The sequence below is a fragment of the Pseudonocardia sp. KRD291 genome, assembly GCF_019263595.1.
In the GTDB taxonomy this organism is placed as follows: Bacteria; Actinomycetota; Actinomycetes; order Mycobacteriales; family Pseudonocardiaceae; genus Pseudonocardia.
In genome coordinates, this window is record NZ_JADQDD010000058.1 from 1 (window position 1) to 25,876 (window position 25,876).

19 protein-coding genes and 1 pseudogene are annotated in these 25,876 nt (G+C 72.2%); 13 read left to right on the forward strand and 7 right to left on the reverse strand.

Annotated features, from left to right (window positions below):
* Positions 1-19 precede the first annotated feature (19 nt).
* The 6 genes from I4I78_RS10900 to I4I78_RS10925 all read right to left on the reverse strand — a co-directional run bounded on the left by I4I78_RS10900 (position 20) and on the right by I4I78_RS10925 (position 5,173).
* Entirely contained in the window at positions 20-817 is a 798-nt protein-coding gene (locus I4I78_RS10900; RefSeq protein WP_218611156.1) for a cytochrome c biogenesis CcdA family protein, read from the reverse strand.
* On the reverse strand, positions 814-1,455 hold the full coding sequence (locus I4I78_RS10905) for a TlpA disulfide reductase family protein (protein WP_308252022.1): 642 nt from the start codon (positions 1,453-1,455) through the stop codon (positions 814-816). Before I4I78_RS10905 ends, I4I78_RS10900 begins: the two co-directional genes overlap by 4 nt.
* 71 nt (positions 1,456-1,526) lie before the next feature.
* Positions 1,527-2,813, reverse strand: a complete 1,287-nt coding sequence (locus tag I4I78_RS10910; protein ID WP_218611158.1) for a sodium:proton exchanger — start codon at positions 2,811-2,813, stop codon at positions 1,527-1,529.
* On the reverse strand, positions 2,810-3,430 hold the full coding sequence (locus I4I78_RS10915) for a signal peptidase II (RefSeq protein WP_218611159.1): 621 nt from the start codon (positions 3,428-3,430) through the stop codon (positions 2,810-2,812). Before I4I78_RS10915 ends, I4I78_RS10910 begins: the two co-directional genes overlap by 4 nt.
* Positions 3,431-3,987: 557 nt before the next feature.
* Positions 3,988-4,377: a hypothetical protein gene (locus tag I4I78_RS10920; RefSeq protein ID WP_218611160.1), complete on the reverse strand. Its 390-nt coding sequence runs from the start codon at positions 4,375-4,377 to the stop codon at positions 3,988-3,990.
* 22 nt (positions 4,378-4,399) lie between these two features.
* A complete protein-coding gene (locus I4I78_RS10925; protein ID WP_218611161.1) occupies positions 4,400-5,173 on the reverse strand; it encodes an RNA polymerase sigma factor in 774 nt (257 codons plus the stop codon).
* A gap of 167 nt (positions 5,174-5,340) precedes the next feature.
* Here I4I78_RS10925 and I4I78_RS10930 point away from each other — a divergent pair, with 167 nt between their 5' ends.
* Entirely contained in the window at positions 5,341-9,282 is a 3,942-nt protein-coding gene (locus I4I78_RS10930; protein ID WP_218611162.1) for a WD40 repeat domain-containing protein, read from the forward strand.
* Here the strand turns inward: I4I78_RS10930 and I4I78_RS10935 are convergent.
* Positions 9,222-10,592 carry a hypothetical protein gene (locus I4I78_RS10935; protein ID WP_218611163.1) on the reverse strand — a complete coding sequence of 457 codons (1,371 nt, stop codon included), beginning with the start codon at positions 10,590-10,592 and terminating at the stop codon, positions 9,222-9,224. The genes I4I78_RS10930 and I4I78_RS10935 overlap by 61 nt on opposite strands.
* A 967-nt stretch (positions 10,593-11,559) precedes the next feature.
* Between I4I78_RS10935 and I4I78_RS10940 the strand changes: the two genes are divergently transcribed.
* The 12 genes and pseudogenes from I4I78_RS10940 to I4I78_RS10995 form a co-directional block, all read left to right on the forward strand.
* Entirely contained in the window at positions 11,560-12,021 is a 462-nt protein-coding gene (locus tag I4I78_RS10940; RefSeq protein ID WP_218611164.1) for a hypothetical protein, read from the forward strand.
* A 374-nt stretch (positions 12,022-12,395) separates the two neighbouring features.
* On the forward strand, positions 12,396-13,319 hold the full coding sequence (locus I4I78_RS10945) for a MinD/ParA family protein (protein WP_226379494.1): 924 nt from the start codon (positions 12,396-12,398) through the stop codon (positions 13,317-13,319).
* Positions 13,319-14,566, forward strand: coding sequence for a glycoside hydrolase family 16 protein (locus I4I78_RS10950; RefSeq protein ID WP_218611166.1), 1,248 nt, complete (start codon positions 13,319-13,321; stop codon positions 14,564-14,566). The genes I4I78_RS10945 and I4I78_RS10950 overlap by 1 nt, the downstream gene beginning before the upstream one ends.
* A 62-nt stretch (positions 14,567-14,628) precedes the next feature.
* Positions 14,629-16,836: a transglycosylase family protein gene (locus I4I78_RS33405; RefSeq protein WP_255567105.1), complete on the forward strand. Its 2,208-nt coding sequence runs from the start codon at positions 14,629-14,631 to the stop codon at positions 16,834-16,836.
* A complete protein-coding gene (locus tag I4I78_RS10960) occupies positions 16,837-17,730 on the forward strand; it encodes a serine protease (protein ID WP_218611167.1) in 894 nt (297 codons plus the stop codon).
* A 49-nt stretch (positions 17,731-17,779) separates the two neighbouring features.
* Complete coding sequence (locus tag I4I78_RS10965; RefSeq protein WP_218611168.1) at positions 17,780-18,802, forward strand: hypothetical protein; 1,023 nt, start codon at positions 17,780-17,782, stop codon at positions 18,800-18,802.
* A 55-nt stretch (positions 18,803-18,857) separates the two neighbouring features.
* Positions 18,858-19,193: a hypothetical protein gene (locus tag I4I78_RS10970; RefSeq protein ID WP_218611169.1), complete on the forward strand. Its 336-nt coding sequence runs from the start codon at positions 18,858-18,860 to the stop codon at positions 19,191-19,193.
* Between the two features lie 101 nt (positions 19,194-19,294).
* A complete protein-coding gene (locus tag I4I78_RS10975; protein ID WP_218611170.1) occupies positions 19,295-20,068 on the forward strand; it encodes a hypothetical protein in 774 nt (257 codons plus the stop codon).
* Positions 20,065-22,014: a type IV secretion system protein gene (locus I4I78_RS10980; protein ID WP_218611171.1), complete on the forward strand. Its 1,950-nt coding sequence runs from the start codon at positions 20,065-20,067 to the stop codon at positions 22,012-22,014. Before I4I78_RS10975 ends, I4I78_RS10980 begins: the two co-directional genes overlap by 4 nt.
* Positions 22,014-23,546, forward strand: a complete 1,533-nt coding sequence (locus I4I78_RS10985; protein WP_218611172.1) for an SCO6880 family protein — start codon at positions 22,014-22,016, stop codon at positions 23,544-23,546. The genes I4I78_RS10980 and I4I78_RS10985 overlap by 1 nt, the downstream gene beginning before the upstream one ends.
* Positions 23,543-25,258 (forward strand): ATP-binding protein, encoded by a 1,716-nt coding sequence (locus I4I78_RS10990; protein WP_226379491.1) that lies wholly within the window; start codon positions 23,543-23,545, stop codon positions 25,256-25,258. Before I4I78_RS10985 ends, I4I78_RS10990 begins: the two co-directional genes overlap by 4 nt.
* Before the next feature lie 4 nt (positions 25,259-25,262).
* Positions 25,263-25,876 (forward strand): annotated as a pseudogene (locus I4I78_RS10995) (NlpC/P60 family protein); the annotation flags it as partial.

Genomic DNA, 25,876 nt, shown 5'->3' on the forward strand with positions numbered 1-25,876 from the left:
TTAGGGGACTCGGGGGGTGTCACAGCGGCAGGGTGTAGCCGGCGATCGGGCCGCGCAGCCAGGCGATGAACTCGCCCCACAGACCGGTGACCAGCAGCGCACCGAGCACGAGCAGCATGATTCCTCCGACGATCTGCAGGGCGCGGATGTGGCGGCGCATCCAACCGGCGGTGCGCACCGCCCACTGGGTGCCCAGCGCGATGAGCACGAACGGGATCCCCAGCCCCGCGCAGTAGGCCAGCACCAGGACCAGCCCGCGCACCGTGGCCGGCCCGACCTGGGTGCCGGTGGCCAGCGCGATCACCCCGGTCAGGGTGGGGCCCAGGCACGGGGTCCAGCCCAGCCCGTAGACCGCGCCCAGCACCGGGGCGCCGGCCAGCCCACCGCGGGGCAGGCGGTGGATCCGCACGTCGCGCTGCAGCGCGGGGATGAACCCGAGGAACACCAGACCCATCGCGATGGTCACCACCCCGCCCAGACGCTGCAGCAGCAGCTCGTTGCCGACCAACCAGTCCGACAGGCCCAGCACCAGCAACACCCCGGCGGTGAACACCACGGTGAACCCGGCGACGAACAGCAACGCCGCCCCGGCCACCCGCCACCGCCCGGCCCGCACCGCGGTCGATCCACCACCACCGGAGGGGCCGTTGGGTCCGGGGTCCTCGGCGCCGACCAGCCCGGCCAGGTAGCCGACATAGCCCGGCACCAGTGGTAGGCAGCACGGCGAGGCGAACGACACCAGCCCGGCCGCGAGCGCCACCGCGAACGCCACCAGCAGCGGACCCGAGATCGCCAACTCGGTCAAGCCGCTGTTCACGAGCCCTCCCCACCTGGGGCGCCGCCGGGTGTAGGGACAGCAGGTGCAGGGACAGCAGGTGCAGGGACAGCGGGTTCGTCGGCGATGCGCTGCACCACCGGCAGCAGCTCACCGATGCGGACCGCGGTGAGGAACACCGCAGCCACCCGGTGCTGGCGATCGAGCACGATCGTGGAGGGCACGGTGTTGCGGGGGAACCCACGCAGCGCGAGCAGCGACCGGCCCGGGCTGTCGAAGATCGAGGGGTAGGTGATGGCGCGGTTGCGCAGGAAGTCCCGGGCGGCGTCGCGGTTGTCGCGCACATCAATACCCAGCAGCGTCACCCCCTCGGGCTGGAGCAGTTGGTGGATCTGTTGCAGGGCCGGCATCTCCTCCCGGCACGGGCCGCACCAGGTGCCCCAGACGTTGAGCACCACCACCTGGCCGCGGAAGTCGTCGAGGCCGATGCGGCGGTCGGGTTCGAGCAGACTCTCCCCGGACAGCCCGCGCACCGCGCCCCGCTGTGCGGGTGGGTCATAGAAAATCCGGGTCTGCCCCCCGGGCGCGACGAACGTGAACTCGCCGGCCTGGCTCGGCGCGTCGCCGCTGGGCGAGGCGAACGAACACCCGGCCAGCAGCACCAACAGCACGGCCACCACCGCGAACCTCCCGCACCGCCCCGGCCCGGCCCGACGGGGTCGCGCACCGGCGGCGGCCCGTCCGGCGCTGCTCATGCGCTGTCCTGGCGCAGCGCGCGCCCGGACAGCCCGTCGCGCAGGGTCACCCACATCGCGCGGCGGCGGATCACCAATACGACGGCGGCGAGCAGCAGATACAACGCGCCCAGCCCGACCCGTTCGATCGCGGCCAGGTCCGGGGGCAACGTCCAGGCCAGCACGAACTGGGCCACGAACAGCCCGAGCAGCGCGTAGGCGCCGCGCCGCGACAGCGCACCGGCGGCGACCAGCGAGACGGCGAACACCGACTGGGCGGCGGTGAGGAACAGCTCCTCGCGCTGCAGCGGGTCGATCGGCAACCCGCCCAACGACCCCGAGGACAGGGCGAACACGGCCGGGATGATCCCGACCAGCAACGTCCACTGGTTGATCTTCGAGGAGATCAGGGCGCCCAACGCGGCCGCGCCGCGCAGCTTCACCGCCAGGATCAGCACCGCGATGAACTCCGGGGTCTCCGAGGCCAGCGGCGCCACCCACTGCACCAACAGGAACTGGCTCAGGCCGAGTTCGGTGCCCGCCTCGACGAGGCTGTCGGCGAACGCCTCGGCCACGGCCAGGATCACCGCGGCGGCGAAGACCAGCATCCCGATCGCGGCCCAGCGCCGGGTGCGGGTCGGGCCGGCCGCGATCCGGGCCGCCGGCCCGACCAACTCACCACCCTCGTCATCGTCGTCATCGTCGTCGTCTTGGGCGCCGCTGACCCGCACCAGGTAGAGCGCGAAGATGCCGAACAGGATGACGGTGTCGAGCAGGGTCAGGCTCTCGCGCAGCGCGAAGCTCAGCGCGTACAAGCTAGCCACGGCGAGATAGGCGACCTCGACGGTCTGCACCGGCTCCAGACGCACCGCCGAGGTGTCCTCGGACGAGGCGTCGGGATCGCGGCGGCGCCGCGCGGTCAACGCGACCAGCACCACCACCGACCAGCCCACCCCGATCAGCAGCCGGTTCGCGCCAGTCATGTTGGCCAGCGCCAGCGGGGCGTAGGTCTCGGGATCCTGCCCGGCCTTCCAGGCGAACACCACATCCACCGCGTACTCGGGCAGCACCGCGATCAGCGCCAACAGCGCCAACGCCAACCCCTGCCCGATGTCGCGCTCGATCAGCTCGGTGCCCCAGGACAGGAAAAACGCCGCCCCGATCACCGCCACACCGAGCACCACCACGGCCAGCGCCGCCGGCAGCGGCGCCCCGCTGAACCGCAACACCACCCCGGGCACCGCGGCCAGCACCGGCAGCAGCAACGGCCAGTTCCGCCGAACCGACGACAGGCGAGTACTCATGTCGTCGGCCCTTCCCCCCGGGGAGCCCCGGGTGCGTGCTCCGCACCACCGGCGCGCTGCTCGTTGCGGTGCCGGTCGTGCTCGTCGCGGTGCCGGTCACGGCGCCACGACGCCCACACCAGCGCGAGCGCGCCGAGCGTGATCGCGGCGTCGGCCAGGTTGAACGTCGGGAACCAGCCCAGCCACAAGAAGTCGGTGACCGCCCCGTCCCCGACCCGGTCCACGATGTTGGCCACCGCCCCACCCAGCACCAGCCCCGCCGGTAAGGCCGGGCTCAGGTAACCCGACACGATCGCCGCCACCAGCCCCGCGGTGACCACCGAGGCCAGCCCGAGCACCGCCCACGCCGGCAACCCGTCACCCAGGCTGAACGCCACCCCGGTGTTGTGGCTGAGCTGCAGACGACCAATCCCCAGCTCCACCGGCGCCCCCAGAAGCCGAGTATCGGCCAACCACTTACTCACCACGTCGGCCAGCACCGTCACCACCGCGACAAGCCCGGCCACAGCAGCCGGGCGTCGCGCACCGATCAACCGGCTCCGCAGCGACACCCCCGAGCCCGCAGGCTGAGGATCCGGGCGGGACCCACGGTGATCGGACCGGTCGTCGATCGTCATGGGGCGATGATAGAAGTCGGTGACGATGACAGCGGCGGCAGCCCACAACATTTGATGGTCCCCCGGACCGGCGCCCAGTGCCTGCCCCGAGCTGGTTGTTCTGCTCGCGGCGGCCAAGACGCTGCTCACCGCGACCGGGCAGGCGGTCGCGCGGTGCCCGAACTACAGAATGGAGACCCTGACGTGAACGCACCCGCGACCTTGACCGTTGAGCGGCGCGTGCGGCTCAACCGGCAAAGCTAGCTGCTGGCCTACGTGACTGCCGCGCACAACCTCATCGAGGGGTCGTCGGGATCGCGGCCGGTGTCGCCAGCGTTCCGTTGCTGGTCCGGCTGGATCCGGTCGGTACCGGGACCCGCCCAGCTGGCGAGTGAAGGATCGCTACCTCCAGCTCACTTCGCTGCTGATCTCACCAGATCGGAGTGTGTTCTGCGGCCTGCGAGGGATTCGCTTTAGCTCCCGCCGTGCCGCCAGATCTGCGGCAGTGCGGTCACATCGGGTCTGGCTCGTGCCCGACTACCGGTGGCTGCTCGCTGCTTCGCGAACACCTGCCGGGGTCATGAATATAGGCGGCCCCTTCGTTCCTGCCCGGAGGGTCCTGCGCGGTGGTCATCGGCTCCGCCCCCTTCGGGCGTACCTGGTTCGCTACTTGCGTCGGCGGGGTAGCCAAGTGCTCGGCGTTCGGCTTCTCGGGCGATCGCCGATTGCCACCGGGCGGCCAGGTGTCGCGGCACCTCAAGCGGCTCGTGCGCATGGGGTGGGTCCGGGAACTCGGCCTCAACAGCGTCGAGGTCAGCCAGCATGTGCTGGGCGAGATCAGGGTTGTCGTCCATGAGCATGCGAAGCCGCTCCTCTTCTGCAGCGGTGAGCATCCCCGCTCGCAGGTCCGCCAGCTCCTCCCAGGTGAACGGCACGGAAGAGTTGGGGTCCTCGGGCGGTGTGTTCACGCGGCCGCTCCGGTGTGTCTGGTCAGTTGAGGAGACTCGGACTGGCCCCTGGATGGTTCCCGTCTTCTCGACATAGTGCCCGATGGCGTGCTCGGGCCGCGTTCGCCCGGTTGATTCGGCTGCGGATGGTGCCGGTCGGGACGCCGAGGACTTCAGCTGCTTCGGCGTAAGTGAGTCCGTTGACCTTGACCAGCTCGAAGGTATGACGCCACTGCTCGGGTATCTGGGCCAGAGCATCGGCGACGGCAGCACGATCGGCGACCACGTCCGCGGGGTCGGCACCGATCGCCTCGGTGTCGGCCAGGTCCCGGCTCTCGGAGAGCTGGGTGGATCGGCCGCGGTCGCGCTGACGGTTACGAGCTGCGGTACGTGCGGTGTTCTCGATGATGGTGCGGAGCCAGGCTCCGACCGAGCTGCGTCCGGCGTAGGTGTGCGCGCCACGGAAGGCTTTGATCAGACCGTCCTGTACGGCATCGTCGGCGTCGTGGTGGTTCTCCAGCACCCGCAGAGCGACGATCCGCAGCAGCGTGCGGTGCCGGCGGACGAGCTCGTTGAAGGTCTGGGGGTCGCCATCCAGATGGGCTTGCAGCAGCTCGTCGTCGGGGATGAGCGAATCCTCCGCCGGAATCTGCTCACCTCGCGCCCGCGCGGAACGGGCCGCTCGAGTTCCAACTGTGCCGGAGGTTCTCGTGGCTCCGTGGGAAGGCGCCGGTGGGCGGGCCTGTGGAACTGGTGGCGTTTCGTGGGATGGATCGACGCTCTGGGCCGGCGCGTGCGCGTTGCCGCGATCGGGCATGAGCTGACACCTCGACTTATACGATGATCCCCCCGGACCGTGTTCCAGCGTTTCAACTGGACTGAGGCATGAGGGCAGAACTTGCTCTTGATCGGGGCGTTTGAGCAGTTCAGGGGCGTGCGACTCGGTGTTCACTGAGACGCCGACAGAGCAAAGGACGGGTTGAGATGGCTGCGCCGGAGTGGTTCGTGGCGCACCTGGACGACCTCCGCCGGGTGCCTGCTTCACGGCCGGTGTCGGCGCGCACGCTCGCTGATTGGGCCACGCAGGTCGGCGACTCGGAGGCACCGTCGCGACCTACGATCAGCCGCTGGCTCAGCGGCACCACACTGCCTACCGGCTTCCAACAGCTGGAGCTGATGGTCGCCGGCGTTCGTGAGCACAGCAGGAACCCGCCGCGGCGGGTGCGGGAAACGCTGCTGCGGTCTGGGTGGTGGCGAGACGCCTACGAACGTGCGCTCGGGGAGTCCGGCCGGGGTGACACCGCTGCCGGTCAACAACCGCAGATCGTTTACCAGGGGCTGGAGCCGTTCGGACGCGAAGACGCCGATCGCTTCTTCGGACGCGGCCCCGCCGTCGAGGCGATGCGCGACCGCCTCGATGCCCTGCGCCGATCACCGACCGGCGGGGTGCTGATGGTGCTCGGCCAGTCCGGGATCGGGAAGTCCAGCGTGCTGGCCGCCGGATTGCTCCCTGCAGTGGAGAAGCACGGGCTGGGTTCCGAACCTGCGGCAGCAGAGTGGACCGCCACGATTATCACACCCGGCCCAGACCCCCTGGCCGCCCTCGCCACGGCTCTCGACGCCACCGGAGACGCAGCCAGCGACACCGCCCCGGCCGGGACCGCGGACATCCGCCCGCCCGCTGATCGTCCGGTGCTGCTGGTGGTCGACCAGTTCGAGGAGATCTTCCAGGTCGACGACGACGTTCGGCGACGGTTCGTGGCTGCCCTGGTCGATGTGGCCACCTCCGAGTCGGGCGATGCGCCCGCCGTGGTCGTCATTGCGTGCCGCAACGACTTCTACCCCGACCTGCGCCGGCTCACGCCCTTGAAGCCTGCGCTCGACGCCCCGTTCAATCTCGATCCGCTCACGGGTGACGAACTGACGGAGGCGATCAGAGAACCCGCCCGACGGGCCGGGATCACCGTCGGGCCCGACCTGATCAACCGGGTGATCGCCGACGCCGGCAGCGGCACGATCGGGGGCAAACTGCCTCTGATCTCGCACGTGCTGCGCCAGATGAACCAGGCCGGGCCGATGACCGTGCGCGCCTACGAACGGGCCGGTGGCATCGAGGGCGCCGTCGCCCACACCGCCTACCAGGCGTGGGAGGGAATCCAGGGCGCCGGGCTCGAGAACGCCGCGCTCGCTCTGCTCGTTCGCCTCGTGCGGGTGGGGGACCACCGCGGCCAAGACACCCACCACCGCCTGGACAGGCACGAGGTGATCTCTCCGGATAGCGGGCCGACCGCCCGGGCGCTGCGGATGCTCGCGGGCGCGCGGCTGGTCACCGTCAGCCAGGACACCGTGCAGATCACCCACGAGGCGTTGTGGCGAGAGTGGCGGCTGCTGCGCGACACGATCGAAGCCGAACGCACCGACCTCGTGCGGCGGCAGGCGATCGATCGGTCGGCGCGGCTCTGGGACGAGACCGGCCGGCCCGACGAGCAGTTGCTCCGCGGCACCCTCCTCGCCGACGCGCACCGTGTTACCGCCACTCCGGACGCGGGCGGAGTGGGCAGCAGCGAGGTCACGCGGGCTTTCCTCGCCGCGGCCGACGCGCACGAACACCGCCTTGAACGCCGTGGCCGCCGGATGCGGGCGACGGCGATCAGTGTGGTCGCCGTGATTGTCGCGTTGGCCGCGTTCGCCGGCTATCAAGCCGTGACCAAACATCAATCGCAGCAGCGAGCCATCCTCGCGGAAGTGCTCGCCCAGGCGAAATCGCTGCGGCAGACCGACCCCTCACTGGCCGCGCAGCTCTGGCTCACCGCCTACCGGATGCAGCCCAGTCCCGAGCTCTACACCACGCTGCTCGACACCGAGAACCAGCCGCTCGCGCGGCCACTGCGCGGCCACCGTGGGGTTGCTCGCGCGGTCACCACCACCGACTCCACGGTGATCAGCGGCGGCGACGACGGCACCATCCGCGTCTGGCCGGCCGACCCCGGCGCCAGTCTTCCGGCCAGCACGCTCACCGCGCCCGGCCCGGTGAACGCTCTGGCGGTCGTTCCCGGTCGCCCGATGCTGGTCAGTAGTGTCAACGATGCGATCCCGGGACAGAGCGCGTTGCGTGTCTGGGACGTCGCCGACCCGCGCCGGCCCGTGGCGCTGACCCCTGAGCTGCCCAGCGGCGCCACCGAGGTCACCGCTCTTACGGTCAGTCCGGACGGCAGGCTGCTGTTCGTGATGGCGGACGACGGCACTGTGCGGCTCTGGAACATCACCGACCCCAGCAGCCCGCTCGACCTCGGTACCCGGCTCTCGGGCGTGAGCTCCAAGGTCTACGGCAGCGGGCTGGTGGTCAGCCCGGACGGGCGCACGCTGGCCGCGGCCGGGGACGCGGGTACGACCCGCCTGTGGGACATCAGCGATCCCAGCCGTCCGGTCGCGCTGCCCCCGCTCGACGGTGGCACCGCCCGCGCCCAGGCCGTCTCGTTCGGCCCCACCGGGAAGATTCTCGCCAGCGGCGGGGTGACCGGCGCGCTGCGGCTGTGGGACACGGCCGATCCCGCCCGACCGCGGCTGCTCTCCGAACCTGAGGTCGATCGTGCCTCGTCCATTCTCGCGACTGCCATCAGCCCCGACGGCAGCACGCTGGCCGCGGCCTCGTCGGACAGCACGGTGACCCTGTGGAACATCGCTGATCCCGCCCGGCCCATTCCGTTGGGCCAGCCCTTGCGCAGCGGCAGCCCCCGCGGCGTCGGCTCGGTCCAGTTCAGTCCGGACGGGCGCCGGCTGACCGCCAGCAGTGGCGATGGCACCCTGCAGATGTGGTCGCTGCCGGCCACCCGGCTCACCACGACCCCGGGGACAACGGTGGACCTCGCGTTCAGTCGCACCGGCCGCACCCTCGCGGTCGGGGTCCTCGACGACAACTCGGTACATCTGTGGGACACCACCGACCCGAGCGCACCGACCTCGACCGGCCCCCCGCTGCCGCAGGGCGGTTCTCCCCGCGCCCGCGGGTTCAACGTCGATTTCGCCCGAGACGGCGCTGTGCTGGTCGGCAGCGGCGGCCAGACAGTGCGGCTGTGGGACACGCGTGACCCGCGCCGGCCCACCCAACTGGGCCTGGACCTCGTACTGCCCACCGCGATCGGCGGCCAGGGGACCAGCCCCGACGGACAAACGCTGGCGCTGGGCGGCGCGGACGGCGTCACCCGACTGCTTGATCTCACCGACCCGGCACGCCCCGTGCCGCTGCCGGTCACGTTGCCCGGCACACCCGGCCAGCTGGTCGACGCCGTGCAGTTCAGCCCGGACGGGCGCACGTTGGCCACGGCCGGCCACGACGACCAGGTCCGGCTCTGGGACACCAGTGACCCCACTCGCGCAAACGCCATCGGCGCCCCACTGCTCGGGCACACCGACAACATCTACGGGTTGGCGTTCAGCCCCGACAGCAAGCGGCTGGCCAGCGCCGGCTTCGACCATTCCGTTCGCATCTGGGACACGAGCGTGCCCGCGTCCACCCGCGAGCTGGGCCCCCCTCTGACCGAGCAGAGCAACGTGCTCGGCGAGGTGTCGTGGAGCGCTGACGGCGCAACCCTGGCCGCGGCCAGCCACGACAACTCTGTGGCCCTGTGGAACGTCGCCGACCCGACCCGGGCGGCCGCGACCGGGAGTCCGCTCACCGGCCACACCGACAACGCTTATTCGGCTGAGTTCGCCCCGACCGGTCCGGTCCTGGCCAGCGGCAGCCGCGACCGGACCGTGCTGTTGCGCAATCTCGACGTCAACGCGGCGATCCAACGAGTCTGCGCCGCCACCCCCGACACCCTCACGCGCGAGGCGTGGGACGCCTACGTCTCCCCGGATCAGTCCTACGAACCGCCCTGCGAGACTGCCGCCGACGAGGACCATCCATCAAGGGCAGCTTGGTAGGCCGCCGGCACCGACCGGACCCGGTCGACCCGCCACGCCCGCGCGGTGTCCGCGGCCGCCACCGCCGGGACCTGGCCCGCGAGCTCTCGGACCACCGCCGCGTCCCGCCACTGCGGGCCCTCGGCCAGCTGTCTGAAAGCGACTCGCGCCTCCACGACCTCGCCCACACACTCCAGCGGCTTGTGCCCGACCAACCCCAGCAGCTCGCGATATCCCGCCGTCTGGGCTTGATCCTCAAGCAGGTCTCGCCCGAATATCCCGACCAGCCGCGACCTGGTCATCACCGACGCCAACGCCAGAAACACCCACCGGCATTTGGCGCAGTCCTGACACCACCGCTGGGTGCGGTCCGGGTCCTTCGACCGGACCACCACGTTGCAGCTGCTGAACAGATCGTCGTAGCCATCGGTCGCCGCGAACCATCGGGAGATCTCGAGCTCGCCCATCCCGCGCACCAGCGAGAAGCAGCCCGAAGCGATGCCCGCATGTTCGCCCAGCGCCCGGTCGAGCGCCTCCTCGGCCGCCGAGGACTTCGCCCACTGGTGATTCACCTCGCGTCCGCGCCAGAGCAGGTTGGGCTCGTCGGCCGAGCGTTCGTTGGCCATCACAGCCGGGCCGAGGCCGTGCAGCGCGGCGACCGCGGTCCCCACCAGCGAGGTCATCGCGGTAAGCGGGGCGTGACCGGGGAGCAGAACCTGTTGCTTCAGCAGCTGCTTCAGCTGCGGGTCCGGACGGGGCCGGACCTGCAGAAGTTCTACCTGCGCCCTGTCCACCAACTGGCCGAGCTGCGGTTTAATCCGACGAGCGGTCGTGAACGTGGCCGGCGCGAATCCGGCGGACTTGAGGACTTCGAGCGCCACGATGGAGTCCTTGCCACCGCTGAACCCCACCAGCGGCGCACGGCAGCTATCCCCGAGATCGTGCAGCCCAGCGGCCGGGAGCCGGTCTCGACTGTGCACCGGTAGATCGAGAACGTGCTCCATCGCGTTGCGGTGCGCGAACTCCGCGAGGCCGTCGCGATAGAGCCGCCGGGTCCAGTCCGCGGCCGCCGGGGCAAGCGCCACGGCATCGACCGAAACGTGACGCGCCGCCCTGACTTTGTAGTAGAACGTGCCGACCGCAATGTAGAGCAGCTCCAGGACCCGGTAGAACGCCGCCAGATCCACCTCAGCGGCCCCGCCCTTGGGCAGGGGGAACTCGACGGCCTCGGTGAAGCACCACCGCTGCCCGCTGTGCTCGAGGGCGAAATCGAACTCCGCGACACCAGAGACCCGGTCGAAACGCAGCCCGGAGTACCGAAACCTGCTCACGCCCAACCCTTCCACGTGCGCAACCTCCCGAGCAGACCTGGATCGCGATAACGATCTCACCAGCGTCACCGCCCCGTCGCAGGGCCTCGGCAGCAGCGCGGCGGCGGAGCTTGGGACCCGCTTGGGGAAGCGGCACCGAGAAGGTCAAGAAAAATCAGGATCACGGGGAACTTTGCCCCCACACCGCGAGTCTCCTGTCGAACCGCCATCACGGGGGTGTTCGGAGCGACCCGGTTGCGCCCGGTCTGTTGGGCGCGCCCGGCTACGACCTCGCCGTGAAGCGCAACTGCCACGACGGCGACCCGGGGAAGGCCATGACCACGCACTGTCACACCGCTCGGCCAGACTCGACAGCGGGCCGCTCCGTCGCTTGCCTGGCCATCGACAAGGGCAGGCCGTAATGCCGAGGCGCTCCCATGGTCAAGCCACCATGCCTACTGGGCCGAGGTGGCGAGTAGCGCCCGGAATCGACGACGACTCGGCCGACACGACGTCGGCTGAAGACGGCTCCGGTCGGGAGAGAGCCCCGCGAACTGGGTCTCCCACCTCGGTCTCGGACGAGAACCCGGTGCTGTTCTCCCATCAGCAGCAGCCACTGCTGCCTCGACCGATGCCCACGACCTCGTTCGACCGTTCTGGCTCGGTGCCGCGGCTCGTCGAGACTTCTGTACGTCACCCGCCTCACGCAGGGGATCGCAGCCGTTTCGCGGACGGCACGCCCGAATCTTCGGGCCGCCCCCCTGCTCTGGGGAAGGCCGATCAGCCCGGAACAGGGACCGGCTCAACGGCGATGCCGGAGCCGCCGGAACCTGATCCTGAGATCGCTCCTCCACAGCGATCGTTGACCACGGAGGTACCTCGCGTCGCGGAACCGCGACGCGCGGACGGCCGATCCGGTACGACGGCGCTCGCGCCCGCACTGACGCGTGCACGCACTGACCGGGCCCTCATGCGGTCGGTCCGGTCGTTGGAGCCAATCGGTGAGCTGGAGGCCGCGTCATTCGCCGGCCGCTTCGCCGCGGACTGGCAGTCCTGGGACGAGGACACCCCGACCCGGCGGGCAGAGGTGCTGCGATCCCTGCTCGCTGATCCCCGGGCCTGTACCTGGGGGTGGTCGGGCGAGGGCAGGCAGCGCGCGGACTCCCCGCTTCCGGGCCGGATGGAGTTCCGGTCCGAGATCGTGGTGTTCGTCGAGGTCACCGTCCGTGTGACCAGCTACGCGCGCGCCTGCCCTCAGCCCGATCCCGATCCGGTGCGCACCGAGGATCCCTACGGGGTGATCGCGGAGTCGAGCGCGCCGGCCGAGTGCGACCCCCGGTGGGTCGGAGGTCAGGCGCGCTGGGTGCGCATGACGGTCCCGGTCACCCGCAGCAGTGACGACGGCCGCCTGGTCGTCGACCCCGAACTGGTCCCCGACCCGTCGTCTTGAGGAAAGTCATGTCTCAGAACACCAGGCCGTCGTCGTGGGTCGCCGACCCCGGTTCGCTCGCGTGGGCGGCCCCGCGCGGGGCGGAGCCGGAATCACCGGCTCGCGCTCCGGAGCAGCACGACGGCGCGCCCGCTGCCGAGCCCACTGCCGAGACCGATCGGCCGTCCTGGTCGTTCGGGGATCAGCCCAGCCGCGCCATTCCTCCGACACCGGCCGAGCCCCCCGCTGAGCAGCACAGGACGCCGCCGCGGCCGAGCGAGCCCGTAGCCCCGGCGCCACCCCCAGTCCGGTCGGTCGAGAACCAGGGCGCCAGCGACACGCACATGCCCGCGGCGCCAGGGGGCGGAGGGTTCGTTCCGCTCTCGACCGAGGGGATGGTCCGGGTGCGGCGCACCCCGCCGCGCGACGGGTGGCGGTCGGCGGTCTACAAGCTCTCCGGCGGCCGAATCAACCCGGGCCTGTCCGAGCTCGAGGAACGTCGCCGTGCACTGCTGACCAAGGTCCGGACACCGCTGGCCGGGCCGTTCTCGATCGCCGTGGGGTCGATCAAGGGCGGCATCGGCAAGACCACCGTGGCCTCCCTGCTCGGGCTGGCGCTGGCCGAGCACCGCGGCGACCGGGTCATCGCGATCGACGCCAACCCCGACGCCGGCACCCTCGCCGACCGGCTCGTCGGCGAGGATGCGGTCACCACCACCATCCGCGACCTGCTCGACCAGATCGACGAGGTCCGCACCTCCACCCAGCTCTCCGGCTTCACCCACCTCGCCGGTCGGCTGCAGGTCCTCGCATCCGAGCAGGAGCCTGAGCTGTCGGAGATGTTCTCCGAAACCGACTACGAGGCCGTGCTCCGCGTGCTGTCGCGGTTCTTCGAGTGCCTGATCACCGACTCCGGCACCGGCGTCGTGCACTCGGCGATGCGGGGCACCCTCGCCTACGCCGATTCGCTGGTCATCGTGGGCGCTCCGACCGTAGATGGCGCATCCCGGGCGGCCCGCACCTTGGACCACCTCACTTCGCAGGGGTATGGCGAGCTCGCTCAGGACGCAGTCGTGGTGCTCTCGCTCGATCGCTACTCCCCCGACGTCGACCTCCCCCGGATCCGGGACCACTTCCGGTCACGGTGCCGCGCGGTGATCGAGCTGCCGCCGGACAGGCACCTGGCCACCGGCGGGCTGATCGACCTCGACGCCCTCGCACCGAACACGAGAGATGCCGCGCTCGAGCTGGCCGCGGCGGTCGCCGATGGGTTCCATGGGCGCCGCACCCGCGGCCTGGCCTCGCACGGCTTCCGGTAATGGGCCCGAACCTGCTGGTCTCGGGCGCGCTGGCGGCCGCAACCACCCTCGCCGCCGCATCCGGGATCCACCCCGCCGCGGCCCCCGCCGACGACGTGTCCTGCGCGTGGCGGATCACCTCGGTCCACGTCCTCGCCGAGCTCACCGGCGACAACAGCCCCCGCGCGCAGGAGCTGCGCGAGGCCCTCATCGGGGTCGGGGCGAACAAGCCCGGCTTCGTCCCCGCACAGTGTCTTGAGAGCGGCGGGCGGAACGACTCCGGAGGCCAGCCCGACGACCAGTCCGGCGTCGATCAGAACGACGACTCCGGTGGCCAGGACGGTCAGGACACGGACCAGGACAACAACGCCGGCGGCAGCGGGCAGAACGACTCCAGTGGTCAGGACTCGCAGGATTCCGGCGACCAGGGCTCCGGGTCAGGTCAGGGCGGGGAGCAGGGGCAGACCGCGGCAGCGGCGCAGAACTGGGGCGAGCCCAGCAAGGTCGACGACTTCGAGAACGGGATCGAGGGCTGGAGCCTCTACGACGGGCCCGGGCACGCCGGCAACGGCACCCGCTCCCCTGACGCGGCCTCCGTCGAGAACGGGCTCCTCACGATCAACGGCACCGGCGATGGGACCACCGCCGGAATGGCCTGGGGCGACGGGCAGCAGTACGGCGGGTGGGAAGGCCGGATGAAGGCCCCCAAGGGATCCCCGTCCTACAACGCGCTGTTCCTGCTCTGGCCGAGCGCCGAGAACTTCCCCGTCGGCGGCGAGATCGACTTCGCCGAGATCACCGACGCGACCCGCAAGAAGGTCAACCTGTTCCTGCACTACGGCGAGGACAACAGCCAGGTCGAGGGCGACGTCGAGGTCGACGCCACGCAGTGGCACAACTACGCCGTCCAGTGGACGCCCGACGGGGTCACCGCCTACCTCGACGGCAAGGAGTGGTGGAAGACCACCGACACCTCGATCCTGCCGCCCGGCCCGATGCACCTGTGCATCCAGCTCGACTGGTTCCCCAAGGGCGACAGCGAGACCGGCGAGATGCAGGTCGACTGGGTCAAGCAGTACCCGCCCAAGGGCGACACCAGCTCCGCAGGCGGGCAGGACTCCGCCGGCTCCAGCGACTCCGGTAGCTCGGACAACGAGTCCGGCGGCGAGTCGGACGGCGAGTCCGACGGCGGCTCGGACGCCGGTTCCGACGGTGGTTCCGACGGCGGTTCCGACGGCGGTTCCGACGGCGGTTCCGATGACGGCTGATCTCGCGCGAACTGGCCTGCTGCCCCCGGTGGGCGCTCCCGATCACACAACGGAGACCTGACATGTCGCCTCGTTCCCGTAAGCCGCACTGGGCGGCCTACGTCCCCGTCTCCCCACGGCGCCCGGCGGTGCGCCGCTCCGCGGTGGCGCTGCTGGTCGCCTCGGCCCTGACCGGCGGGTACGCCCTCGCCGCGGGTCCGATCACGGCGCAGCTCGGCACCGTCGCCCGCGAGTGCGACGCCCCGCAGGCCATGCGCCAGCTCGCCGCGGCCCGCCAGACCCGCACCGATACCCGCGCGCTTCTGGCCGACCTGCGCACCACCGGCGCAGCGGATCCCCGCGCCGCGGCGTTGTCGGAGGAGATCAGCGGTCTCGGGTTCACCCCCGCCCGCTACAGCGGGTGGCGCCAGAAGGCCGTCGACGTCTCCGACCAGCTCCACGGCACCACCGACCCCGGCCTGCGCAAGATCGCGGTCGAGCTCGCCCGCCACGGCGTGGGCCCCACCCCGGCCGACCTGCTCGACCACGAACCGCCCCCAGAGCCGGGCCCGATCGCCGACATGGGTAAGTCGCTGGGCCAGGCCGCCGACGACACCCTCGGTGGCGCGGTCGACGCCGCCGGCCAAGCGGCGAAGAACGCCGCTCCCAAGCCCGCCGCGACCGGCGGTCAGGGGCGGTCGGAACCGAAGACCAAGAAGCAGCAGGCCGAGCCACCGCTACCGCAGACCTGCCTCGACAACACCGCGTCCGCCGCCACGAACCCGGCTGCACCCGCGGTGGCCGGGACCGCGGCTCCCGCCGCGCCGCAGGCCGCGCCCGCCCCGGCCGCGCCGCAGGCCGACCCTCCGGATGAGCAGACGGCCGTACCGCTGCCGTCGTACTCGGCCGAGCCCGACCCGGACGAGGACACCGCCGGCGACAGTTCAAGCCAGGACGGCTCGGATGGGGACGGCTCGGGCGAGACCGCGGACGCCACCTCCCCGAACGGTGATGCCTCGACCAGCGGAGACTCCAGCGCGGACAGCACCGGGAGCGGGGACACGGACAGCTCGTCGAGCACCGGTGGCTCCGGGTCGGGGTCCTCGGGCGACATTGCGGATGCCCGCGAGGCGATCCAGCTCCTCGGCCAGCTGATGCAGGCCCTCGGAGCTACCGGCGACATCGATGCCGCGGACCTGGCCGAGAAGCTCCAGCAGGCCATCCCTGCCGGCACGGGCGGACAAGACGAGCCCGAGACGTCGCAGGGCGACAAGCCCAAGCCGACGTCGAGTACCGACGACAGCGGCAGCACCGACGAGTCCGGTAGTGCTGGAAGTGGCGACTCCAGCAGTAGTGGCGACTCGACATCCGACTCCGGTGGCGCTGGTGACTCCAGCAACGCGGACGGTGAGGGAACCACCGACGAGGCTTCCGGCGCCGGAGAGGCGGGGTCGGGCACGGCGGCGGGATGGCAGCCCCAGGCCGAGAAGCTCGCAGAGCAGGTCAGCGAGGCCGCCTCCAGCGACCCGCTCGCCCAGGAGCTGGCTGACAAGCTCGACGCCGCAGGCATCGATGCCGGGTCCGGCAACGAGGACTCCGGCGACACGTCGACCGACGACGGCGCGGACGAGTCGGGGCAGAGCAACAACCAGCCGGCCGGGGACACGTCCACCGACGACCCCTCCCCCGCACAGAACGATGACACCGAGCAGAACGACGGATCCCCCGGCAACGACACCTCGGGCGACTCCGACAACGGCCAGGGCGGCGACGACCAGCCCGGCGGTGAACAGCCCGGCGGTGACGAGTCCCCGAGCCAGGGCGGCGACACCTCCGGGGACGAGAGCAACGACGAGAGCGGCGACCCCGCGCCGGCCAACGGCGACACGCCCGCTGACGAGGGGGCCGGGGACAGCGGTTCCACCGAGGACAAGCCGGCCGAGGACAAGCCGGCCGAGGAGCAGACCGGGCCCGACGAGTCCGGTGAGCAGCCCCGCGATCCGGAGGCGGGCGGAGCTGAACCGGCCGCGTCCGGTGGCGACGTCTCGGCGGACACGGCGACCTGGGACAAGCTGGCAGCGTGTGAGAGCTCCGGGGACTGGAGCACCGACAGCGGCAACGGATACAAGGGCGGTCTGCAGTTCGACCCCGCCACGTGGGAGGCCTTCGGCGGGCAGGGTGACCCGGCTCAGGCCAGCAAGGACGAGCAGATCGCGGTCGCGGAGAAGGTCCAGGCCGAGCAGGGCTGGAACGCCTGGCCGGCCTGTTCCGAGAAGTTGGGGCTGAGCTGAGTGACCCCGTCCTGGATCAGCGTGTGGCCGGCCGCCGCGGTGCTCGCCGCGTCGGTGGTGATCGCGCTGCCCGCAGACTCCCCCGCCGGGCCGGTGGGGCTGGTGTCGGGGTTCGGGTCGGCCACCGAGAGGGGTGTGGCCGACCCGATTCCCCAGGCCCCGACACCGGGGCGGGCCGACCCGGTGGTGGGCGGGTTGTCCTCGTCCTCGGTCGGGGTCCTGGTCGTCGACGGCGGCCGGCACCAGTGCACGGCCTCGGTGGTGGCGTCGCGCTCGCAGCGCCTGGTCGCGACCGCGGCGCACTGTGTGTGGCTCGACGACGCGTGGCGGGTCGAGGGCGCCTACTTCATCCCCGGCTACGCCTCCGGGGAGGAGCCCCATGGGCGGTGGCCCGTCGAGACGGCGTGGGTGCCGAAGGCTTGGCAGCAGGCCCGGTCCCCGATCGCCGACGTGGCCGCGGAGACCGACTTCGCGTTCGCCAGCCTGGCCCCGGTGCAGGGCCGCCTCGCCGAGGAGGTGCTGGGCGCGCAGGGCATCCGGTTCTCCACCCCGGACCGCTTCAACGTGGCTGCCTTGGGTTATCCGGCCGTCGGTCGCTATGACGGGCAGTCGCTGCAGGCCTGCGACGGCGGCGCACGCACGGAGGACTTCGTCGGCGCCGGGCGCGACGAGGTCGCCGGGCAGGTGCTGGTGATGACCTGCGACATGACCGAGGGCGCGTCCGGGGGGCCGTGGCTGAGCGGCCCGGACCCGGCCAGCGGGCGCGGGCAGGTCATCGGGGTGGTCAGCGGCGGCGACGACGCCGATCTGGTGTCACCGAAGTTCGGGGCCGAGGCCCGGGAGCTCTACGACACCGCCGACACCGCCGCTGCGGCGGCCGGGAGCGCCGCATGAGGACAGCCAGGACCACGAGGGCACGCATCGATCGAGGAGGTCGTCACCGATGACCGCAGCCGCGCAGTACACGCCGGGGCCGGCGCGCACGCCGCACGAGCTCAACCACGTGCTCGGGACCGCGGCGCGTTCGCGCGCCCCGCATCTGGGTCCGGCCGACAACGAGGCGGTCGTCAACGCCGCCGCGGCGGCCGCGGCCGCCGCCGACACCTCCACCGACCCCGGCGATGACGCGGCCGAGCTCGGGGAGGCCACCGAGCACACCTACGAACGCGCCCGCACCGTGTTCCCCGAGTCGGGTACCCGCCCGGTGTCGTGGAGCGCGTTCGGCGCGGTCATCCCGGTCCTGGCCGGCTCCGCCGGTGCCGGGGCGTCGTCGATCTCCGCGGCGATCAGCGACGTGCTGCAGCAGGCCGGGCGCTGCGCGCTGCTCGTCGACGCCGACGACCCGGCCCGCTCCGGGCTGGCGTGCGCGTCGTCGGTGGAAGGCCCGTGGGTGCAGCGGATCAACCCGCAGATCGCGATCCGCTACTCATGGCGCTCCGACGCACTCCTGGCGCGGGTGGAGACCCACCTGCCCACGATCACCCCGGGCATGGTGCCAGTGCCCCCCGATTGGCTCCCGGATCCGGCCCCGGACCCGCTGCACGCGACCGTGGTCGACCTCGGCCACGGCGGCTGGCGCGCCGGCGCGACACCCACCTACGGGGCGGGCGGGTGGCTGCGGCGCGGGCTGCCCTCGCAGCGCCCGATCCTGGTCGTGCGCGCGACCCGGCCCTCGCTGCGCCAGGCCGAGCAGGTCCTCGCCCGCCTCGACCCGTACGTCCGCCGCGGTGTGGCCACCGCGCCGGTGCAGCTGGTGGTCAACGGGGCCCGCAAGTGGCCGGCCGGGGTGTCCGGCGCCGCCGGGTCCCGGCTGCAGGCGCTGCTCGCCGACGCGCTGTTCGTGCCTTATGACCGCAACTGGGAGCTGTCCGGGGTCACCGACGAGCCGAGCCCACCCAAGCCCGCCGACGCGCTCCGCCCGCTGCTCGCTTCGTGGGGGCTCATCGCCTCCCCGCGCCGCGGATGACCTGCCTGTCTGTCCTCACATCCGTTCAGCACGATTCCGCCGTCGGAGGCGCGTGATGTCCCTGCCCCACATGCTCGTTGAAACGCAGTCCTGGCTGTTGCAGCAGCCCCCGCCCGACGGCGATGGCCTCATCCCCGAGCCCGGCATCCAAGCTCCACCCGGGGCACCGGCGATCCAGAGTGTCGTCAACATCCTGCGCTGGATCGCCGGGGTCTCGATCATGGGGCTGTTCTTCGGCGGGATCGTTGCCGCCACCGCGGGCCGGCTCTGGGATCACCACGGGTCCGGGCGCCTCGGCGCCCGGATGATCGTGGGCAGCCTGGCCCTGGCCCTCCTGTTCGGGATCGGCTACACCGTGGTCAACCAGTTCGCGAGCAGCGGCGGCGCCTGATGCTGGGGCAAGGGCGAAACGGTGCACCGCTGTCCTACCGCGGCGCACCGCCGTCGGGCAGCGGCGGCGGGCGACGGCGGGCGCTCATCGTTCTCTGCGGGGTGGGTGCGCTCGCGCTGCTCCTCGTCGTAGGGCTCGTCGTGTCGCTGACCGGCCTGTTCTCCTCCGATGACGACGCCCCTGCTCAGACCGGTGGGGTCGAGCAGAGCTCAACGGGCGCTGCGCCGCCGGAAGATGCCGTGGCCGGGAGTGGGCCGCAGGCCGAGGCCGCGCTGGCGCGGCAGCCGATGCTCGATGTCACCGTCGACGCTGGTCTGCCGCATGCGCTCTCGACCCGCTCCGCCGGCTCGCCGATCGCGGTGCCCGCACCGCAGCAGGTCACTGGGGCTCTGGTGCCGACCGGGTTCCCGGCCACGGAGGCGGGCGCTATCGGGCAGGTCCTGGAGGTGACCCGGGCCGGAATGGCCGGCGCAGACCCGCAGACCTGGGCGCGGGCCTACTCCTCGCTCGCCGAGCCGGGCGCGGCGCCACCGGAGCAGACCCCGATGGGGCGCAACCTTGCCTCGTTCCGCCGCTCGGCGAACATGGCCGACACCGGGCCCCGGAACGGGATGAGGTTGTCCTGGGCCCCGACCAGCGCCCTGACCAAAGGCGCCACCGCTGACGGCTCCTACGTCGTGGCCTGCGTGCTGGGCGAGTTCGTCATCGACTACAAGGGCCGCGTCATCAACGCCGGCCTGGGCAACTGCCTACCCATGCGTCGGATCGGCGACCAGTGGCGGATCGCGTCCGGGCCGGCGGCCTGGGCCGCTCCGGCGACCTGGCCCGGCAGCGCCGAGGCCGTCGCCGCCGGCTACCGGGAGATCCAACAGTGACCCCGCTGGTGACCGCGCTGATCTGGCCTGCGCAGCCCCCACCCGACGACGGTGGCGGGGGCTCGAACCCGGTCACCGACTTCCTCGGGGACCAAGCGTCCTCGGTTGCCGAGTCGGCGTTCAGCTCCGCGATGCAGGCGCTCTGGGACTCGGCGATCTGGCTGCTCAAGGGCGGTTTCGACCTCGCCGACAAGGTCTCGCAGGTCTCGCCCGGCGATATCACCGGCAACGACGCCGACAACCCAGCCCCCATCCCCGGCGCGGTACCCCCGCCGGCGCCGCCGGGGGGCGCGGAGAGCGCGGTGGATCTGGGTTCGTTGTGGTCGACGATGATCTGGCTGGCCGCGTTAATCGCGCTGGGGCTGTTCTTCTACCAGCTCAGCACGGTCGCGATCCAGGGTGGACGCGGCATGCTGCGCGCGGTCACCGGCCCGGCCCAGTTCGGCATCGCCCTGGCGGTGACCACCGGCGCGGTCGCGATCCTGCTCACCGGCGCCGACGGCCTCACCCAGCTGTTCCTGAGCAACCTGGGCGAGCAGGGCAGCTTCACCGCGATCATGGACAACCCCGCCGTCGCGGATCGGTTCGGCGACAACCCCGACCTCGGTGCCGACGTCGAGGACAGCGTCCGATCGATGATCCTGGGCGTCGGCGCGCTGTTCGGCGTCATCCCCGCCGCGATCGGCTTCGCCCTCCAGATGATCTTCCGGGCGGCCGCGATCATGGTGCTCATCGCGACCGTGCCGATCGCCGCGGCGTGCCTGATGTCGGACTCGACCGCGTCGGTGTTCTGGCGCGTAGTGCGCTGGATCCTGGCCGCGGTGTTGATGAAGCCCGCACTCGCGCTGGTCGTGGTGATCGGGGTGAACATCATGTCCCGCACCGAGGGCGTGGCCGGACTGCTGGCCGGGACCGCGGTGCTGTTGATCAGTCTGTTCTGTCCGATGGTGCTCTACCGGCTGCTGGCCTTCGTCGACCCCGGTACCGGCGCCGGTATGGCGCTGCGCTCCGCCGGGGGGTCGCGCGGTGGCTCGAGTGAGCCGGGCAGTGACGGCGGGACGAGCGAGTCCATCAACATCGCCCGCCAGAGCTCCGGCAGCAGTGGCGGTGGTGGCGGTGGGGAGTCCAGTGCCGCCGGCGGCGAACTCGGCGGCAGCACCGCCAGCCCCGCGGCCGCCGCGGGCCGAGCCGGAGCCGGAGGCAGCGGGGGTGCTGCCGCGGGTGCCGGCGGAGCCGGTGCCGGGGCTGCAGCAGGTGGCGGCGCGGCCGCGGGCGGCGCTGGTGGCGGCGCGGCCGCCGGTGGAGCTGGTGGCGGCGCGGCCGCCGGTGGAGCTGGTGGCGGCGCGGCCGCCGGTGGAGCTGCGGCCGGGGCCGGGGCTGTGGGTGGCGGCGTGGGCGCGGCGCTCGTGGCCGGCTACATGGCCACCAAGGCCGCCGGGCAGGCCGCGGGCGGCTACGCCTCCGGGCAGATGGCCCAGACCGGGGTCGGTCACCCGGGTGCGGCGCCGGGCGCGGGCGCCAGCGGCCAGGAGATCGGCTCGGCGGCCTCGTCCGCGAGCTCTTGGGCGAACTCGACCCCCGGCCCGCAGGGCACCTACGCCTCAGGCGGCGAGTCCGCCCCGATCGAGTCCTCGACCGGCGCCGCAGGCCACGGCGACTCGTCGGGGGCGGGCGAGAGCCCCGGCCCCGAGCCGCCGTCGACCGCCTCCGGGACGCCCGAAGCGGGCCGCCCGGACTCCGGGTCCGCCTCGGCCCCCGAAGGCCCCGGCAACGAGGGCTCGGCAGGCGATAACCCCCCTCATGAGGCCCCTCCGGCAGCAGCCGGACCGGACGGGGCCGAGCACCGAGCACCAGATCCCGGCACCACCACCCCACCACCGCAGCGGCCGCCGCAGCAGCGCCCCGCCCCGTCGGGGCCGGTTGAGCCGCCACGCAAGGAGTCCTGATGAGCGTCGGTACCGACCCCCGGACCCCGCGGGTCTACCGGGGGCTCAACCACAAAGAGGGGATGGGCTGGATCGCCGGCCTGACCCCGGCCCAGGCCCTACTGATCATCGCCGTGGTCGCGCCTGCGGTCCTGGCGATGTCGCAGAACCAGTGGAGCCAGGCCGCGAGCTGGGGGGCCTTCGCCGCGGTCGTCGCCGTCCTGGTCGTCGTCCCGATCCACGGCCGTCCGGCGTTCCGGTGGCTCGCTGATCTGATCATGTTCCAACTAGGAGTGCTGATGCGCTGGTCACCGTGGCAATCCCGCGCCGCCGCCGGACTCGCCGGGGCCCGTGACGAACCCGACCTGCCCGGCGTGCTGAGCCGCCTGGAGTTCCCCGACGGCCCGGAGTTCCACGGCTCGCGGATCTGCCTGATCCACGACACCGGCGAGGGCCGCTGGGGCGCGACCGCGAAACTGACCCACACCGGGGTCGGGATGCTCTCGGAGGACGAGTGCGAGCGCCTGGCGTCGCGGCTGGGGTCGATGCTGGTCGGGATCGGGCACCGCGAGGTCGTCGACCGCATCAGCCTGCTCGTGCGCACCGTCCCCGACGACGGCACCGAGTACGCGGTGTGGCGGGCCCGGCACGAGCAGCCCGACGCGCCCGCCCTGGCCCGGCAGGTCACCGCCGAGATCGACCGCGACGTCGCGTCCGTGAGCGTGCGCACGGAGCTGTTCGTGACCGTGTCGGGCACCGAGGAGTCCCTGCGTCGCCCGGCCAAGGCCGCCGGCGGCGGGGTCGCCGGGCGCGCCTACGCCCTCTACCGGCTCCTGGAGGGCGTCTCGGACAGCCTGCGCGGGCTCGGAGTGCGGCAGGTGACCTGGCTGACCTCCAGCGGTGTCGCCGAGGCGATCAAGACCGGGTTCAACCCGGCCGCCGCCGCGGGGCTGTCGTATCAGCACCTGACCCGCCCGGACCCGGACGGCATCGTCGGCCTGCCGATCTCCCAGGCCGGGCCGGCGCTTGCGCCGATCCCGGCAGCGCGGGCCTATCACCACGACGGGTTCTCCACCGTCTCCTACTCGGTGCAGCCCCCCGAGTCCGGCACGATCTTCGGGTCGCTGGGCCCGCTGCTCGCCGTCCGCACCGCGGGCGAGCGCCGCACCCTGCAGATCCACTACGAGATCCTGTCGCAGGCCGCGGCTGCGCGGGAGGTGCGGTCGAACCGGTTCCGCAACAACGTGATGGTCGACGCGAAAGCCGCGCGCGGATTCAACACCACCGCGATGGACACCCGCCGACAGGGCGGCGCCCGCGAGCAGGAAGCCGCCGTGGCCGCCGGGCACGCCCTGGTCCGCTACACCGTGGCCAGCTCGCTGACCGTGCCCTCGGACTGGAACCTCGAAGACCACGCCGCCCGCCTGGAGAACGACAGCTCGGGTCGGTTCCAGCTGCTGCGCCTCGACCTCGCCCAGGACTCCGCGTTCGTCGCGGCCACGCTCCCGGTCGGGATCGGGCTACCCAGACTGAAAAGGGCGTTCGACTCATGAACCGCATCTGGCACCCCGGCAAGCGCACCCGGCCCGCTCCCCGCCCGGCCGGCACGCTGCTCTCGCAGTTCACCGACCTGTCCGGGATCCCGACGACCCCGCCGCCGGTACCCGAGCCCGCCGACGACGACACCGGTGGCCGGCGTCGGCGGGGCGGGAAGGAACGGGTCAACCAGGCCAGCGCGCCGCGCCAGGGCCACCGCGAGGCCGGCCGCGGCTGGTCCGCGGTCGACGCGTCGCGCCGGGCCCCGACCTACCGGGCCACCACCTCCGAGATCGGTGGGCTGTTCCCGCTGCTGGCCTCCAACGGCGTCCCCGCCATCGGCGCCCGCCTCGGCTACGACACCCAGTCCGGGGGCGCGTTCTACGTCCACCCCACCGAGTGGGTGCTGCGCCAGATGGTGACCAACCCGAACATGGTCGTGTTCGGCGAACCCGGCCGCGGCAAGTCCTCCACCGTCGTCGCGCTGATGCTGCGGATGATGCTCTTCGGGGTCCGGTCCCTGATCTCCGGCGACGTCAAGGGCGAGTACACGCCGCTGCTGCGGGCGCTGGGGATCACCCCGATCGCGCTCGGTCGCGGTAGCCCGCACCGGCTCAACGCCCTCGACCTCGGACCGATCCGGACCCGCTGGACCCACTGGCCGGCCGAGCGCCAGCGCGAGGAGCTCACCGGGATCCTCGCCCGCTGGACGCGGCTGCTCACCGCCCTGGCCGAAGCCCAGGGCTATCAGCCCACGGTGACCGACGAGCTGGTCATCTCCACCGTCCTGACGCGCCTGGTGGGCGCCGAGCAGGGCAACGACGAGCTGCGCCCGATCACCATCCCCGACGTCGTGCGCCAGCTCGCCGACCCCGACGACGACCTGTGGCAGCAGACCCGCTTCGCCAGCCACCGACAGTTCGTCGACCACACCCGCCAGATCACCGACGCCCTGTCCAACCTCGTCGTCGGCCCCCTGTCGGGCCTGTTCGACGAACCCACCAACTTCGACCTCGACTGGGACGCCCCCGTGCAGTCGATGGACCTGTCCCTGCTGCGCTCCCGCGGTGACCAGGCGATCGCCGTCGCCCTGACGTGCCTCGGGTCGTGGTCGTCGATGATCACCGACCTGCAGGACGACGGCGACGTCCGCTTGGTCGTGCGCGACGAGGTGTGGCGCCAGATGCGGCTCGGGCTGCGCGCGGTCCAGGCCGTCGACTCCGACCTACGCCTGTCCCGCGCCGAACGCAAGATCCAGCTCCTGGTCATGCACAAGCCCTCCGACCTGCTCTCCGTCGGCGCCGCCGGGTCGCAGGAGGTCTCGATCGCCAAGGACCTCCTCGCGCTGTGCTCCACCCGGATCCTGCTCGGGCAGTCCACCCGCGTCGGCGACGAGCTCGCCGAGGAACTCGCCCTGTCCGAACGCGAACAGGCCGTCATCACCGGCTGGGCCATGGAGGGCCAGGGCCGAGCGCTGTGGAAGATGGAGAACTCCCCCGGCCTCAAGATCCAGACGGTGCTCTCGGCCACCGAGCGGGCCATCTTCGACACCAACGCCGGACTGCGCGCGCCCGCCGCTGCACCGTCCGTCGCCGGGCCGGCGCGCCCGAAGCTGGTCGCCGTCCCCTCGAGCAGCTCGTCGAACACCGGCCCTGCCGAGCGGGGCGAGGGCCCGAGCACGGGCGCGGCGCCGCCGTCGCGGGTGAACGGGGCTCCCGCGCGCGGGTGACCTGATGGACCAGAAGAAGGGCACGATCGCGCTCGCGGCCGGCGCGGCTGTGCTCACCCTCCTCGCCGCCACCCTGATGATCGGGATGGCCATGCTGACCGCCGCCGTCGGTGGCGCTCTGCCCGGCGGAGGCTGCGGCGGCGACGGCGGCCTCGGTGGCGGGTCCCAGTCGATCGGCGGCGCCGAGTGGAACGCCGAGCAGACCGAGAACGCCGCCACGATCGTCAACGCCGTCGTGCAGCGCGGCCTGCCCAGACGGGCGGCGGTCATCGCGATCTCCACCACGATCGTCGAGTCGCAGCTGAGAAACGTCGGCTACGGCGACCGCGACTCCCTCGGCCTCTACCAGCAGCGCCCCTCGCAGGGCTGGGGCAGCCCGGCCCAAGTGCTCAACCCGGTCGGGGCCACCAACGTCTTCCTCGACCGCCTCGTCCAGCTCGGCGGCTGGGCCACCATGCCCCCCGGCCAGGCCGCGCAGGCCGTGCAGCGCTCCGCGTTCCCCGACCGGTACGCACCCCAGGAAGGCCCCGCCGCCGCGCTGGTCGACCAGTTCTGGGTCGGACCCGACAACCCGGTCCCCGCACCCGCCGTCCCCGGCGCACCCGACGTGACGTCGGT

Coding starts and splice junctions, on each gene's coding strand:
- I4I78_RS10910 (WP_218611158.1), bottom strand. CDS start 2,813: ATGAGTACTCGCCTGTCGTCGGTTCGGCGGAACTGGCCGTTGCTGCTG.
- I4I78_RS10915 (WP_218611159.1), bottom strand. CDS start 3,430: ATGACGATCGACGACCGGTCCGATCACCGTGGGTCCCGCCCGGATCCT.
- I4I78_RS10925 (WP_218611161.1), bottom strand. CDS start 5,173: ATGCCCGATCGCGGCAACGCGCACGCGCCGGCCCAGAGCGTCGATCCA.
- I4I78_RS10930 (WP_218611162.1), top strand. CDS start 5,341: ATGGCTGCGCCGGAGTGGTTCGTGGCGCACCTGGACGACCTCCGCCGG.
- I4I78_RS10945 (WP_226379494.1), top strand. CDS start 12,396: ATGGTCCGGGTGCGGCGCACCCCGCCGCGCGACGGGTGGCGGTCGGCG.
- I4I78_RS10950 (WP_218611166.1), top strand. CDS start 13,319: ATGGGCCCGAACCTGCTGGTCTCGGGCGCGCTGGCGGCCGCAACCACC.
- I4I78_RS33405 (WP_255567105.1), top strand. CDS start 14,629: ATGTCGCCTCGTTCCCGTAAGCCGCACTGGGCGGCCTACGTCCCCGTC.
- I4I78_RS10965 (WP_218611168.1), top strand. CDS start 17,780: ATGACCGCAGCCGCGCAGTACACGCCGGGGCCGGCGCGCACGCCGCAC.
- I4I78_RS10970 (WP_218611169.1), top strand. CDS start 18,858: ATGTCCCTGCCCCACATGCTCGTTGAAACGCAGTCCTGGCTGTTGCAG.
- I4I78_RS10985 (WP_218611172.1), top strand. CDS start 22,014: ATGAGCGTCGGTACCGACCCCCGGACCCCGCGGGTCTACCGGGGGCTC.
- I4I78_RS10990 (WP_226379491.1), top strand. CDS start 23,543: ATGAACCGCATCTGGCACCCCGGCAAGCGCACCCGGCCCGCTCCCCGC.